Raw genomic sequence first — 15,277 nt, forward strand, 5'->3', positions numbered from 1 at the left:
AAACTAGAAAATTCTTGTTGTTATCTTTCCACGTTTGGGCGTGGTAGAATGCAGCACCTTCTTCGATTTAACGAAGGGTTGCTAAGGATTCATCGGGTCTAATCCCTCGTCCTTTCTTTATAACATTTTCAATACGTGTTTGAACTTAAAGGTGCAAATTAACTACTTATTTCTTAAACTAACAAATTTTATCGAAACTGATTGCTTAATTTCTTAAACATAATTCAACCAAAAACTATTGTACGCAAAAAATTACCGAACAATTTGCCCAGTAAAATTAAGCAGGTATTCCCCTATTTTATGATACTTTTTGATTTAGATAAAAAGTGTTTCATTTTCTTTTGAATACATCAAAAACAATAATGAATTTGGTTCTTTTTTCTCTGCTATTTTATCAGCCTCCGTGATTCCAAATCTTGGGTGTACCAATTCATTTGCTGGGGGCGGATTATTTCTTTTAGCTCTTAAGTTTTTCAAAGTAGAAAATGTTCTTGTTATGTAGTTTAATTTGCTCATGATATTTAAGTTTATGTTAGTTTGCGTTTTATAATCTTTATTATTTGTTTAATTTTTTGTTATGGCAACCAAATGGAATAAAAAAACCCTTTTGGATCACAATACCAAAAGGGTTTAAGTTTTATACAACTTATATATACTTTTAGTATCAACAGACGCGTACACAAATACGTGCGACGTTAAACATCTTGTTCATCTGTAGGGATTTATTCATCTTGGATTTACTTGCTATTTTAAAAAATTCTTGCATTTGTTTTATTTTAATAAGCTTCCCGGAAACTGCCGAAATATTTTACTTTTATCTTCTTTTTTAAATCAATTAAGAAATAAAGTTGTTTCAACTTTTGTCCCGATCGACATAACTATTTTCAGAATATTAAGTTTATTTTTCTGGTAATTTTGAGGTATTACAAATGTGCGAATATTTTTTCAATTATGCAAGTGAGGATCAGCAAATTAATCCTAAAAAACGTTAAAAAACATCATTTTAACGTTAAAAAACATCTTACAAATTTAAGATTTAAAAATATGAGCGTTAAAACCTACAAAAAAATACGTAATGAACTTTCCTGTTTCATTATATCAAAGAACAACTAACTACTATTCGAAACCACTTACAGCCAAACTGCTTCTTTATTTTTAATTTTCTCGGCTACTTTTAAAATGTCAGTTATTATCCCTCTTGAAATGGCCTGCTTACATGCCGAAGCACTTTGAATTGCTATTGGAACATCTGCATACGATTGTGTGTAGATTTCAAAAATGGTATCTGAACCTTTTAGCTGACCTATAGCTGACCAAACTGGTTCTGAAACTAATTTGACTTCCAGGGTATTTTTCTGCAAATCAAATTCGCCTACATATCTCAGCACATGATTGTCTGCCTGGGTTATTTTGGCAATTTTAAATGATTTGTCGATGGCATCTTTATTAAGAATTCCGTTTTTCTGCAGATGTTCTTCTGTGATAAGCGAATTGATTTTTATATCAGAGAAATCAAAATCCTTCCCAATTTCCCTTGTCAGAATCAGTAATTTTCTTGCTGTATCATTTCCAGATAAATCTTCTTTAAAAGTAGACCTCATTAAACCTAATAAACTGGCATCTTTTAAAAGAGATGAAAAAGTAGCTTCTTCATTCGCAAAACGATTAAAGACATAACTCAGATTATCAGAGAAAACACCTCGTATCTTGGTGATTTTTTCGCCAGAGTAATACAAATCTCTTAAGGTCTGCAATACCGGAAAACCCGTATCTACTGATGTTTCATACAAAAATTCTTTGTCGTATTTTTTAAGATTTGCCCTGATTTCTTTATACAAATCAATGGGCAGTGTATTGGCTTTTTTATTTACCGCTACAATGTTAAATCCGTTTTCGATCAAAGTATTGTAATGATGAATGAGCTCGTCGCTTGCTGTAGCATCAACGGCTATTAAGTTCTCAAATTCGTTTTCTTTGGCAAATTCAATAATATCCTGCACTTTAAACGGAACGGCCAATTCTAAGAAATTGGTTTCCCAGGCATATCCCACGCCTTCTTTCTCGAAAAAAGCTACTGTTGAATTGGTTATAATTGGAAAATGAAAATCGATATTTTTACTTTCGAGAAAAAACTCCTGACTTTCGATAATCTGATTGATCAAAGTACTTCCTATATTTCCAATTCCAAAAAGGATGATATTTATTTTAAGCTTTGACATAATTTTAATTTTTTGGGGTTAATTAACCCATATGAGATAGACGCACTGCTGAGCGCCTCTACATATATGGTAAAAAACTTTTATATTGATAGTTTTTTATAAAAAATCACCTCTAGCAGAACTCACGCTACTAAAGGCAATTTTTCAAACAAAAAACAAAAAAACCTAATTTTTATTAATACTGTATTGCGATTGGGTAACGCTTGCGAAAGCGGCTTGCAAATCAGCTATTAAATCCTCGATATCTTCAATTCCGACAGAAAGTCGAACTAAATCTTTTGAAACTCCTGTTTCCAGTTGGTCAGCATCAGACAATTGTTGGTGCGTTGTACTTGCCGGGTGAATAATTAGTGATTTTGTATCACCAATATTGGCCAAAAGCGAGAACAATTTAGTTTGATCTACCACTTTTTTAGCGGCATCAAAACCACCTTTTAGTCCAAAAGTGATCACGCCACTTTGTCCTTTTGGTAAATATTGCTGGGCTAAATCATAATATTTATTGTTTTTAAGACCTGGATAATTTACCCAAACTACCTCATCTTGTTTTTCTAACCATGAGGCTAGAGCCAAAGCATTTTCGCTATGTTTCTGAATTCGGATTGGTAAAGTTTCTAATCCCTGAATAATCTGAAAAGCATTAAACGGACTTAAAGCTGCTCCAAAATCACGTAAACCTTCGATTCTTGCTTTTGCTATAAAAGCTGCATTTCCTAAGGCTTCATGGTACACTAATCCGTGATATCCTGCAGAAGGTTCTGTAAATTCAGGGAATTTTCCGTTTGACCAGTCAAATTTTCCTGCATCTATAATAACACCTCCTAATGAAGTTCCGTTTCCTGAAATATATTTGGTTAAAGAGTGAATTACGATATCTGCGCCGTACTCAATTGGATTCAATAAATAAGGTGTAGCAACCGTATTGTCTACAATAAAAGGTACTTTAAAGTTTTTGGCTTCCGCCGAAATTCCTTTTAAGTCTAATACATCTAATTTTGGATTTCCTAAAGATTCTACAAAAAAGGCTCTTGTGTTTTCTTTAGCTGCTTTTGTAAAATTTTCCGGTTTAGAAGGATCTACAAAAGTGGTTGTAATGCCTAAACGAGGCAAAGTTACATTTAGCAAATTATAAGTTCCTCCGTATAAACTATTCGAAGCCACAATATGATCGCCCGCTTTTAGCAAAGTCAATAATGTTGTAGAAATTGCCGATGCTCCGGATGCAGTAACTACAGCTCCAATTCCGCCTTCGAGTGCCGCCAGTCGTTGTTCTAAAATATCGTTTGTTGGATTATTTAATCTCGTGTAAATAAATCCGGCTTCAGCAAGACCAAATAAATTGGCAGCGTGATCTGAATCGTTAAATACATATGATGATGTCTGATAAATAGGCACCGCTCTGGTTCCTGCATTTTTAGTAACATCGTGTCCTGCGTGTAGTGCGTTTGTTGCGAATTTTTGTGTGCTCATGATCTTAGTTTTTTAGGTATTGTTAATACTATATATTGTTATTGAAATTGATTTCTGATTGTAATCGTTATTTGAAATCGCAATTAAAATTGATTTTTGAAATTATTATTGAAATTGATATTTATTGAATAAAAAAATCTTCTCCTTCTTCTTCAAGATTATACATTAGGAGCAGCAATGATTTTTGACTTCTTATTACAGCTTGCTCTGCATTTAGTCTTGCAACTTCATTTGTTATGTCTTCGGATTTATTATTGTTTTTTTGAGAATCGTTTCTCAATAAATATTCTACTGCAATTGAGTTTAATGTTTTCATAATATAAAATTTAAAAGTGTTGAAATAAAAAAAAGCCCTTTAGGATGGCTACCAAAAGGGCTTATAGTTCTAACTATAACAAAGATTTTATCTTTTACTTTTGGCAACAGCGAATTGGGATGCACATTTGCATCATCTCACAACATATCATCATATTATTCGCTATTGTTTTCATTTTATTTTATTTAAATTAATTGTTTTTTTAAACTCGACTAATTCGATAGAGTAAATATATAAACTATTTTTAGATCTACCAAATTAAAAATTGATAATTAACACATTTTTTTTTCGAAGCCTTATAAATAGTGCTGTTTCTCTTTATAGATTAGCCCACGGGTTTTACGGATTGAACTGGTTTACGCGGAATACTTTTATCTTTCAATTTCTACTTAAAAAATTTAGCCACAGATTAAAGGATTAAAACGATTAAAAAAATCTGTGAAAATCTTTTAATCTGTGGCATTTTTAATTGAAACCAAAATAAAAAAAGTTAAGCCACAGTTTAAATGATTACAAAAAAAATCCGCGTAAACCCGCTCAAATCCGTAAAACCCTTGGGCCAATCTTCTGTTTTTAGAATTTGAAACTTAATCTGGCGAAACCAAATCTTCCGTTCAATCCAAATTGTGATACCGCTCTTGAATAAGCAAACTGATTTGCATTCGTCAAATCTGTACTTGGCGCAGGAGACAATGTTGGCGTTGTATTGGTAAATGCCGGAGTTGACGGATTGTTTCTATCCGGATAAACATCTCCTATATTATTAAGACCAATTGTAAATCTGAATTTCTCATTGATTTGATATCCTAAAGATAAATCGGTAACAATTTTCGCACTGTATTCCGGATGCTCGTAAACTGATGATGATCCGTCTAAATTTACATCTGTCGCTCCCGGATCAGTCACTTTTCCGAAATAACTGTTTCTTAAATAAATATCCAGTTTTTTGATGCTGAATGTCGTCATCAAATTCGCTTTCAATTTAGGAATCGCTTCTTCTAAATAAACTCTGCTCGATTCCGGGAAAAATGAATACACATAAGGATCTCCACCGGCATCGATAATAGACTGAGGAACATTTAATTTCCCTACTCTTTTGGTTGTATTATAACTTAAAGCAAAATCATTTCTGATGGTAAAATCCTGGATTACATCGTATTTTTGAGAAATCACTACATCTATACCTTTTGTTTCAGAATCGATTCCGTTGGTCCAGAACGAAGCTCTTTCAACTCCTTTTAAATCAAATGCTTGTTGAAACAATGTCAATGCGTCTTTTTGTGTAGCAGATGTAGCTGCATTTATCTGAGCATCTGTTGGTCTTGAATATTGTCCAGTAAGCACCACTCTGTCATCGATTCTTGTAAAGTAGGCATCTGTTGCAATCGTAATGTTCGCATCAGGAATTTTAAATGTAAATCCTGTACTAATACTTTTAGATTTTTCAGGTTTTAGACTTTCAACTCCAATACTTTTTGCGGCCTGAGAATCATTTGTAAAATAACCTACTTGGTAAGGTGCTCCATTTATAAACTGAGTAGAACTTGATTCAAAATATTTTTGTTGTAATGATGGCGCTCTAAAACCCGTTTGTCCTGAAATTCTCCAGTTGATATTATCATTTATTTTTAAAAGAGAAGCTAATTTAAAAATAACCGTGCTTCCAAAATCTGAGTAATTTTCATAACGAACAGCTCCGTTCAAAAGCCAGTTTTTAGTGGCATTCAATTCTAAATCAAGATAAGCTGCACCACTTTTTCTGTCTTTTTCTTTAGCATCAGATGGTTGAAATCCTGAGAATCCCTGTGCTCCTGCTCCACGCTTGTTACCAAAAAAGTCTGTCACTATTAAAGGTGAGTTACTTGGCAAAATTCCAGGAACTATGTTTCCGTTTGTATCATACAATCCGTAAGAAGCTTCTTCTCCTGCTTTAATCTGATAGTTTTCATATCTGAACTCTCCACCAAAAGCAACATTCAGTCCTTCTAAAACATCAAGTTTTTTACTGAAATCCAAATTGGTTGTGCTTTGCAAAAATGAAACCTTACCAGCATCAAAACTAGAAGGAGAATTTACTCCTAAAGTTGCATTGATGGTATTGTTTACATCGTATTGAAAAGAGTTTGACCCCAGGTTGGTACTTAAATCAGTATCAAAACCCAATATATTGGTAGTAACTCCAAGTGCCGCGGACGCATCTAATATAGACGATTCTATTTCTGGTAGAAATCCGTTTTCATACACTTGCGTGAAAGTACCAGAACCGTTTGGTAATCTGTTGAAAGCATAAGATTTACCGTTTCTATACGAAACTCCACCAAAAGAATACAAAGATGTAATATCAGATAATGGATATTTTGTATTATAATATAGTTGTCCTGAAGCCAGTTCTGACTGACCAACACTCATATTATAATCACTTCTTTCCTGACCTCTGTAAGCAAGTTCATTATTAGTAACATCAAAATTCAAAGCAGTTTGCATTTGAGCCAATGTTGTTGCAGAAGAAATTGCAGTTTGCTGAGCCGGTGTAAAATAACTTACTTGTGGTGCATATTGTTGTAATGAACTAATAATTTGCGCTGAATTTGAAGTATTGTTAATATTACTGAACAATGAATTGATAGCCACACCATTTTGAGCTGCTCTGTTTTCTACAGCATTATAAGCGTTAAAAATTCCATTATTTCTAATTCCCGCTCTGCTTGTTGCCTGTCTGGTTACAGCAGTTCCGGTAACGTTCAGGAAACTTCCTTCTTTACCTAAAGAGGTTCCGTAGTTTAAATCTACTTGTACGGTTTGTCCGTCAGCTCCGCCTTTAAAATTATTAGATCCTGAAGATAAGTTGGTACCATATTGAATACCTCCCGAAATAAAATTAGCATTCTTTTTCAGTACAATATTAATAACCCCAGCGATAGCATCTGAGCCGTATTGAGCTGCTGCACCGTCACGTAAAACTTCGATTCTTTCGATAGCAAATGACGGAATTGCATTTAAATCTGTTCCAACAGATCCTCTTCCCGGAGATCCGTTTATGTTTACCAAAGCACTTGAATGCCTGCGTTTACCGTTTACTAATATCAAAACCTGATCAGGGCCTAAACCTCTTAATTGCGCCGGATCTACGTGATCTGTAGCATCTGCGGTAGAGGTCGCGTTACTGGTAAATGAAGGTGCAACGTAATTTAAGATCTGAGTAACACTTGTTTGCGGAGAACCTTTTGTAATATCTGAAATATTAAAAACATCTACAGGAACAGGAACATCGGTTTTTACACGATTTTTACTTCTGGATCCTACTATTGTTACTTCAGACAATTCATTATTTTTCAGGCTATCCTGTTCTTTTTTATTTTCCTGAGCATAAACACCTGAAAACGTGAGCAGACCTAAAGCGATTAGTACATTTTTTTTCATTGCTTTTAAGATTAATTTAGTGGTTTTGGCTTAAAAAGTATTTGCAGTTATTTTTTATCGGGACAAAAAAAAACCTCTGCGATCTGCAGAGGTTTCTATTTATATTTTTGAAAAAAAATTACAATAGCGTCTCTGCGGAGAACTCCGGCATCTTACAAGACATCATATTGCAAACTGTAAATTTCATTTTTTTTAATTTTCGTGAGGCAAATTTGCAAACTATTTTTTTATCAGCCAAACAAAAACTGAAATATTTTCTATTACCCTATCAAATTAGTATATTACTGTTAAATTTATGCCATAAAAAATAAAAAAAGTTGAACTTTAATTTGCAAATCAAAATGGTTTTGTACTTTTGCACCCGAATACGGAGGAAAAATTTGAACTGATTGCAACCTCTTCATAATGAAATGGTTCGTTATGAATGCCGAAAGATAAATTTCGGCATTAAAAAATGCTAAAGCAGACTATCTCCTTTAGCCCTTTTTAAGCAATTTTTTTCCTCACTTAATTTTAATTTAATAAATTATTATGGCTTATTTATTTACGTCAGAATCTGTTAGTGAAGGGCATCCAGACAAAGTTGCAGATCAAATTTCGGATGCATTAATTGATAACTTTTTGGCATTTGATGCTGACTCAAAAGTAGCTTGCGAAACTCTTGTTACTACAGGTCAGGTAATTTTAGCTGGTGAAGTAAAATCGAATACTTATCTTGATGTGCAGCAAATTGCCCGTGATGTAATCCGTAAAATTGGATATACAAAAAGCGAGTACATGTTTGAAGCAAATTCTTGTGGAATTCTTTCAGCAATTCATGAGCAATCTGCAGATATTAATCAAGGGGTTGACAGAGCTAAGCCAGAAGAGCAAGGTGCAGGAGACCAGGGAATGATGTTTGGTTACGCAACTAACGAAACTGAAAACTACATGCCACTGGCACTTGATCTATCTCATAAATTATTACAGGAATTAGCAATTTTAAGACGTGAGAATAACGAAATCACTTATTTACGTCCTGATGCAAAATCGCAGGTAACTTTAGAATATAGTGATGATAACAAACCAACTCGTATTGATGCGATTGTAATCTCGACTCAACACGATGATTTTGATGAAGAGGCTACTATGTTGGCTAAAATCAAAAAAGATATCATCGAAATTTTGATTCCAAGAATCATTGCTAAAAATCCAACTCACGCGCATTTATTCAATGATAAAATCAACTACCATATTAATCCAACAGGAAAATTCGTTATTGGAGGACCTCACGGAGATACTGGTTTAACAGGAAGAAAAATCATTGTTGATACTTACGGTGGAAAAGGTGCTCACGGTGGTGGTGCATTCTCTGGAAAAGATCCAAGTAAAGTAGACAGAAGTGCTGCTTATGCAACTCGTCATATCGCTAAAAACTTAGTGGCTGCAGGTGTTGCTGACGAAATCTTAGTTCAGGTTTCTTACGCAATTGGAGTTGCTGAACCAATGGGTATTTTTATTGATACTTACGGAACTTCTAAAGTAAACTTAACTAATGGTGAAATTGCTAAAAAAGTAGAAGCTATCTTTGATATGCGTCCTTATTTTATCGAGCAACGTTTGAAATTAAGAAACCCAATTTATAGCGAAACTGCTGCTTACGGACACATGGGACGTAAACCGGAAGTGGTAACTAAAACTTTTTCTGCTCCGGGAGGAAATGTAAAAACAGTTACTGTTGAGTTATTTACCTGGGAGAAACTTGATTTCGTAGACAAAGTAAAAGCAGAATTTGGATTGTAATTCAATCTAAAATTTACATATAAAAAGAGGCTGTCTATTCATTTTAGGCAGCCTCTTTTATTTTTGGTTAGTTTTTATCTGTAGCTAAATTCGACGCGGATAAAACGGATTTACTTCGTAAAGTCGCGGATAAAAACGGATTTTTTTTCCTGGCTTATTTTTTGTTTCGGACGGAATGCATAATCATTACTGTTGATTGTAATCTAGTTTTAAAATGCATCTAGCAAAAAAAGAAGGGTTTCTAAAATTATAGAAACCCTTCTTTTATTTTTAGCAAATTCAATAATTCTCAAATAGAATCCGTTTTTATCTGCGTTTTCGCGGTAGCGAATCCGTTTTATCTGCGTCTAAATTTCAATACTAATAAAACAGAATTTATCGCTCTAATTGTACATTTGGTAATGTCTTAGGACGAGAAGCATCATTTGATAAAATCCATCCTGTACGGTACATCCACTCTGTCATTTTATGCAATTTCACGAAATCAATATTTTCAGATTCATCCATTGGCGTGTGGTATTGACTGTGCAAAACACTGGTATAGAAAACCGATGGAATTCCTCTTTTTGCATAAGGCAAATGATCTGAACGGAAATAAAAATATTCCGGATGTTCTGGTCTGTCCCAAAGTTTATCCAAATCGAATTTAGGACCTTCATCATTGGCTTTTTTGGCAATCGCTACCAAATCTGATGAGTTTTCGTGAGGAGAACTCGATCCTAAAAGAGCGGCTTGGTTTACATTATTCCGACCAATCATATCACCGTTTAAAACTGCAATGATATCTTTTTCCGGAACTGTTGGGTGCGACGCGTACCATCTTGATCCTAACAGGCCTCTTTCTTCTGCACCGTGAAATACAAACAAAGAAGTTCTTTTTCCTGGTTGTTTTTTGTAAGCTCTTGCAATAGCTAACATGGCTACACAAGTACTCGCATTATCATCTGCTCCATTATAAATAGAATCCTGACCGTATTTTTGTCTTACACCATCATGATCCTGGTGTCCGCTAAAAAGAACATATTCCTTTTTTAATTTAGGATCTGTTCCTTCTACTATTCCAACTACGTTTACTGATGGATATTTATAAGTTTCAGAAATTACTTCTGTAGACAAAAGATCTTTCGTTGTTTTTAAATAGGCTAACTGATCATTATGCACCCAAAAAACCGGCATAGTTGATCCAATTTTATCGCGAACTCCTTCAATTCCGTAAACACCTCTTGTCATTTGTGGTTCTACCTGAGACCAGCTTTCTTCTGCCAATGCATCTGCTACAAAAATAAGTGCTGACGCTCCTTTTTTTGATACAAGCTCATAGTATTTACTTCGAACAAGACCCGGATAACGTCTGTCAAAAAGCGAAATATCATCTGCAATTCCTTCTTTCGAAGCTAATACAACAACCGCTTTTCCTTTTACATCTGCTTTCTCAATCTCTTCTTTTGTTGCGGCTCCCAGATATACTAATGGCGCATCTACTTTTATATTGGTAGTTTCTGCTACGAGAACATCTTTCCACAATTTATATTCTTTTTGTCCAATTTTAAATTTTGTATTAGGAGTTACCTGATGCCTGTACATATCAAAAAACTGGAAATAAGTTCCGTCATCACCAGCCGGAGCCATTCCTGCTTCTTTCGCTTTATTGGCCAGCCACATCGACACCTTTAACTCATCAAGAGTTCCTGCTTCACGACCATTAAAATGATCACCAGCCATCTGGTACATATCGGTTTTAAGGTCTTTGTCTGTAATTGCTGAAACTAGCGGTTTTTTAATTGCCTGCGAAAAAACTACTCCTCCGTAAGCAATCAAAACGAGTATCATTTTATTTTTCATACGTTTTAATTTAGTATCCCAAACTTAGTAATTAATAGAGAAAAAAAAGCTTATTTGGATTTGAAATACTACTGAAATGCTAAATCAATAAAATCACAGGAACATTTTTTTTGCATTATTATTTTTATTTGGTTATCCCTTACAATTTAGCTTACTTTATACAAAATAACTGATTAAAAAAATGAGCCGACTTCCATCGTTACAAAACGTTCTAAACGCAACATTAAATACCATTCTTAGATTTCCACTCGAAATCATAACTGCGATTTCAGGAACCATTTTTGCCATTATCCTTAACGAACTAGAATATCAGGATCCTAACAAAGAATTTTATCAAAAAGCCCTAATGAGCTCTTCATTGTGTTTGGTTTTATTTCTTTCTGTGAGCTTATTTTTTATCGCTGCAAAAAAAAATACTATTCTGCGTTTCGTTACCAGTATCGTTTTGGGTGCATTCATTGTGCTCTTTGTTTTTGGTTTTCATCAACGGATTACAGAAATAGAAATACAGCAATTTTTAGTACTTAACATTGCTTTGCATTTGTTGGTTTCATTTGCAGGTTTTCTACCAAGAACCTATAATCAGGATGAATTTTGGGAATTCAACAAGCAGCTTTTTCTTCGAATTTTAACTTCCGGATTGTATAGTATTGTACTTTATTGCGGTCTGGCACTGGCGATTTTAGCTATTGATAAGTTGTTTAAGGTTAAATTTTATAATGATATTTATCTTCATATCTTTTTTGTTATTGCGGGAATCTTTAATACTATTTTCTTTTTAAATGGTGTTCCGGAAACCAATAACAGTCAAAATCCGTTGGTTTTAAAATATCCTAAAGGACTTAAAAACTTTACTCAATATGTTTTGCTACCGCTAATAAGTCTATATCTGGTGATTTTAATCTGTTACGAAGCAAAAATTCTTATCACACTTTCATTGCCTGTGGGCTGGGTTTCGTATCTGGTTTTAGTATTTGCCATTTTCGGAATTCTGTCTTTTTTATTAATTCATCCCATCGCGACTGAAACTGCCAATCTTTGGATGAGAACCTTCAGTCGTTGGTTTTATTTTCTCTTGATTCCTTTATTAGGATTACTTTTTTGGGCGATTTTGTACAGAATTAATCTTTACGGCTTTACGCACGAACGTTATTATGTTATATTATTATCGATATGGCTGTCTATTGTTGTGGGGTATTTTTTAATTCAAAAAAATCCTAAAATTAAGTTTATACCTATAAGTATGTGTCTGGCCGGACTGCTTTCTATTGTTGGTCCGCAAAGCGCTAATTCTATATCTAAATACAGTCAGTTATCCCGATTTGAATTTTATATGGAAAAATCAAATCAAAAATTAACTTTCGAACAAGAACAGGATTTAAGCAGTATCGTTTCATTTTTAGATGATAATTATGGTGCAGCAGTTATGATTCCTTATGCTAAAGGAAAACTGGAAGCGCTTCTTAAAAAAGACAAATCTCCTGGTTATTATGAAATAATGAAAAGCTTAGGATATGAATATCGTTCAGAATATGATCTGAGAAATGATACAGACAACACTTTTTATTTTTATTATTATGGAAATGACAATAATAAAGTAGAAAATATTCATGGAAACGACTTTTTGTTTTCAATCTCCAGCTATAACAATTTTGATTGTAACAACTGTACTTCGATAGAAGGAAAAACCTATAGTATAAAATCAGTAAAAACCGATTATGGTCTGGATCTGCAAATCAATCAGGACATTATTCCATTAAAAATAAATGAATTTGTCAATAAAAACTCCAATTTTAGAAGAAACAATCACTCCAATAAAAGCGTGGTACAAAAAATAGACCATCAAAAATATGCCATCACTTTGAATTATATTAGTGCAAATGGTTCTATCGAAGAAAAAAAGAAAATCTTAGACAATTACGAGATTAAAGTAATGGTTGCTATTAAAAAGTAAAAAAGAACCCGACAAGATTAAAATCTTCTCGGGTTTTATTTTTTGTTTCATATTAATATTAAAACTTAATAAGTTCCGTTTTGCATTTTTGATAATGTTTCGCGAATATCTGTAGCAGTTTGTTCTTCAACATCTTCGTTTACATATTTAACAGCGAGAGTTTGTGTTGTAATCGCTTTCTCTTTTTGTCCGTCTTTATAATACAACTGCGCCAGAGTGTCTAGATAGTAAGGATTGTTTTTGTTTAAAACTAAACTGCACTCAGACCAATTTATAGCTTTCTTTATATAAGACTGATTCTTTGAATCCAATACAACCGACCAGGATATTTCATTACATAAATTAGAATGGTATTCCTTGAACTCCTTCCAGTCATAATAATGTAATGAATTAGAGTCAAAGGCATTATCAAATAATTGATCCAGATTTTGAACCATACTGTCTTTATTTACTAAATATTTACCGAAGTATTTTTCAAACTCTTGTATGTAAACAGTATTATCATTAGTCTTTTCGGCGATATCAGCCTGATAATTGAAATAATTGCTATAAAATTGAAAATTCCCTTTATCAATCGACATTATTTTCTCATATGCTTCTTTAATCTTTCTTTGGTCAGATTTTATATAACTGCCGTCATTATTATATATAGAGGTTGAATTTTGTAATGCATTTGATATCTCTGTGCTTAAATTTCCTATTTGAATTGGAGCATTTTCCTGCTCATTAAAAGCTCTTCGTTTTGCATCAATTGCATCGTAATGTTTTATTAGATAATCGATAGCTTTAAAATCTACTTCGTCTAAAACTTTATCTTTTAAATAAACTTGTTTGGTGTAGCCAACGCTTTTTATTTCCTGCAAAATTGCCTGAACGAGCACCATATCCGGACTTATATCATTTTGATGTGTTTCTATCACTTTTTTCCAAACCTGTCTGGCTTTCTTTTGGTCTAAGTCGAATTTAACAAACTTAAAATCGTCTTTGTTTCCATCTTCCTCACTATATTCATAATCATAATCGCCCAATGGCCCCAGTGCCGAAACATCATAGAATGCTTGTACTAGTTCGACATCTTTTGAGTTTTTAGTATTTAATGTTTGAGCAAAATTATTTTTTAGATAAGTTCTTTTGAGTTTACCATTAAAAGAATCATAATACATAAACTTATCTGTTTTGTCAGGAGATAAATTTGATTTTGCCCATGCTAAAATAGTTCCCTTTTCATCTAAAACCATTAAAACTGGCGAATCTGTCATTTTGTTCTTTTTCAGCCAGCTTTCATCTTCTTTCGATGTTAGATAAAAATTAAAAGGATCATATTGAGGCTCATAAGTACTTGAAATATATCCTATGTAGCGTTGTTGTTTTTCTATTAAATTATCAAATTCAGCCTGTGCTTCTGCATTTTTTGGATCACTATATACGGCTAAAAATTTATTTCCATCAGTCTTTGTTTGCTGTAAAGCTTCCGGAAGCGATTTTGCAATTTCAATTTTAAAATCTGTTGCAGGCAAATCAGCACTTTCTTCAGGAGCGACAGCATCTCCATCTGTTTCTTCTTTTCCGGGGTAAGTCCAACTTAAAACTTGTTTTGTTTCTAAAGGCGGAATTATTGATTTATCTGGGTCAACGATGGGCTCGTCGCTATAAAAAACAGTTATATTATCATATTCACCGATCGACAGTTCCTTTTTTTTACTGTCTAGATAACCTTTGATCGGTATATTAGGCAATACATAGTTTACCTTTACTTTTAGTTCTGTTATCGCATTTGGTATTTCGTATTTAAATATTTTTCTTGGTTCATAATCAAATCCTTCATTTACGAAATAAAAATATTGAGCACGATTCATTTCAAAACTTTCATTGAAATCACCATTTGAATCATAAGCTGTCAGATCTGATACTTTTTGATAATGAATAGAATCTGTACCATTTTGTGTACCAATATAAATACCATATAATGAACTATCTTCCTCAAAACTAACCTTAATTTTATCTCGCTTAATTTTGGCGTTTTTTATATATTGAACTTCAAAAACAGATTTATCTCCATCTTTGTTTTTAAACAATAACGAATCGTTTATTACTTCATAATCTCCATAAGAAAGTACCAATTCGAACTTATTATTATCCAATAAATTTAATTTCATTCTTCGGCCTGAATCATCAAGCGAATAATATGATTTACTTTTTAAAGTCTCTTGCTGGGCAAAAGATGGAACACTTAAAAATAAAAAAAGTAACAAAAACGACCAATAATTCTGCATA

9 protein-coding genes and 1 riboswitch are annotated in these 15,277 nt (G+C 33.2%); of the genes, 2 read left to right on the forward strand and 7 right to left on the reverse strand.

What is annotated here, in order from left to right; genetic code table 11:
- Window positions 1-17: 17 nt before the first annotated feature.
- Window positions 18-126, reverse strand: a riboswitch (SAM riboswitch).
- 189 nt (window positions 127-315) lie between these two features.
- From ACIDC4_RS13600 to ACIDC4_RS13620, 5 genes are all read right to left on the reverse strand, one after another.
- Window positions 316-516, reverse strand: a complete 201-nt coding sequence (locus ACIDC4_RS13600) for a hypothetical protein (RefSeq protein WP_230034927.1) — start codon at window positions 514-516, stop codon at window positions 316-318.
- Window positions 517-1,130: 614 nt separating this feature from the next.
- The gene (locus ACIDC4_RS13605) at window positions 1,131-2,219 is read right to left on the reverse strand and encodes a homoserine dehydrogenase family protein (protein WP_230034926.1); all 1,089 of its coding nucleotides are present in this window, start codon (window positions 2,217-2,219) and stop codon (window positions 1,131-1,133) included.
- Between the two features lie 165 nt (window positions 2,220-2,384).
- Entirely contained in the window at window positions 2,385-3,689 is a 1,305-nt protein-coding gene (locus ACIDC4_RS13610) for an O-acetylhomoserine aminocarboxypropyltransferase/cysteine synthase family protein (protein WP_412043110.1), read from the reverse strand.
- A 121-nt stretch (window positions 3,690-3,810) separates the two neighbouring features.
- Window positions 3,811-4,005, reverse strand: a complete 195-nt coding sequence (locus tag ACIDC4_RS13615) for a hypothetical protein (RefSeq protein WP_412043109.1) — start codon at window positions 4,003-4,005, stop codon at window positions 3,811-3,813.
- A gap of 573 nt (window positions 4,006-4,578) precedes the next feature.
- Window positions 4,579-7,425, reverse strand: coding sequence for a TonB-dependent receptor plug domain-containing protein (locus ACIDC4_RS13620; RefSeq protein WP_412043108.1), 2,847 nt, complete (start codon window positions 7,423-7,425; stop codon window positions 4,579-4,581).
- Between the two features lie 531 nt (window positions 7,426-7,956).
- Between ACIDC4_RS13620 and metK the strand changes: the two genes are divergently transcribed.
- Entirely contained in the window at window positions 7,957-9,207 is a 1,251-nt protein-coding gene (gene metK, locus ACIDC4_RS13625) for a methionine adenosyltransferase (RefSeq protein WP_194615930.1), read from the forward strand.
- Between the two features lie 375 nt (window positions 9,208-9,582).
- Here metK and ACIDC4_RS13630 read toward each other — a convergent pair whose 3' ends face one another.
- Complete coding sequence (locus ACIDC4_RS13630) at window positions 9,583-11,049, reverse strand: M28 family peptidase (RefSeq protein ID WP_412043107.1); 1,467 nt, start codon at window positions 11,047-11,049, stop codon at window positions 9,583-9,585.
- A gap of 181 nt (window positions 11,050-11,230) precedes the next feature.
- Between ACIDC4_RS13630 and ACIDC4_RS13635 the strand changes: the two genes are divergently transcribed.
- Window positions 11,231-13,003: a DUF4153 domain-containing protein gene (locus ACIDC4_RS13635; RefSeq protein ID WP_412043106.1), complete on the forward strand. Its 1,773-nt coding sequence runs from the start codon at window positions 11,231-11,233 to the stop codon at window positions 13,001-13,003.
- Between the two features lie 65 nt (window positions 13,004-13,068).
- On the opposite strand, the gene ACIDC4_RS13640 is transcribed toward ACIDC4_RS13635, so the two are convergent.
- Complete coding sequence (locus ACIDC4_RS13640; RefSeq protein WP_412043105.1) at window positions 13,069-15,276, reverse strand: hypothetical protein; 2,208 nt, start codon at window positions 15,274-15,276, stop codon at window positions 13,069-13,071.
- Between the last annotated feature and the right edge of the window lies 1 nt (window position 15,277).

The organism is Flavobacterium sp. C3NV, from assembly GCF_046825355.2.
In the GTDB taxonomy this organism is placed as follows: domain Bacteria; phylum Bacteroidota; class Bacteroidia; order Flavobacteriales; family Flavobacteriaceae; genus Flavobacterium.

Bases quoted from the DNA above. Each gene is read 5' to 3' on its own strand.
- ACIDC4_RS13600 (WP_230034927.1), bottom strand. From the start codon at position 516: ATGAGCAAATTAAACTACATAACAAGAACATTTTCTACTTTGAAAAAC.
- ACIDC4_RS13615 (WP_412043109.1), bottom strand. From the start codon at position 4,005: ATGAAAACATTAAACTCAATTGCAGTAGAATATTTATTGAGAAACGAT.
- ACIDC4_RS13605 (WP_230034926.1), bottom strand. From the start codon at position 2,219: ATGTCAAAGCTTAAAATAAATATCATCCTTTTTGGAATTGGAAATATA.
- ACIDC4_RS13620 (WP_412043108.1), bottom strand. From the start codon at position 7,425: ATGAAAAAAAATGTACTAATCGCTTTAGGTCTGCTCACGTTTTCAGGT.
- ACIDC4_RS13610 (WP_412043110.1), bottom strand. From the start codon at position 3,689: ATGAGCACACAAAAATTCGCAACAAACGCACTACACGCAGGACACGAT.
- ACIDC4_RS13635 (WP_412043106.1), top strand. From the start codon at position 11,231: ATGAGCCGACTTCCATCGTTACAAAACGTTCTAAACGCAACATTAAAT.
- ACIDC4_RS13630 (WP_412043107.1), bottom strand. From the start codon at position 11,049: ATGAAAAATAAAATGATACTCGTTTTGATTGCTTACGGAGGAGTAGTT.
- ACIDC4_RS13640 (WP_412043105.1), bottom strand. From the start codon at position 15,276: ATGCAGAATTATTGGTCGTTTTTGTTACTTTTTTTATTTTTAAGTGTT.
- metK (WP_194615930.1), top strand. From the start codon at position 7,957: ATGGCTTATTTATTTACGTCAGAATCTGTTAGTGAAGGGCATCCAGAC.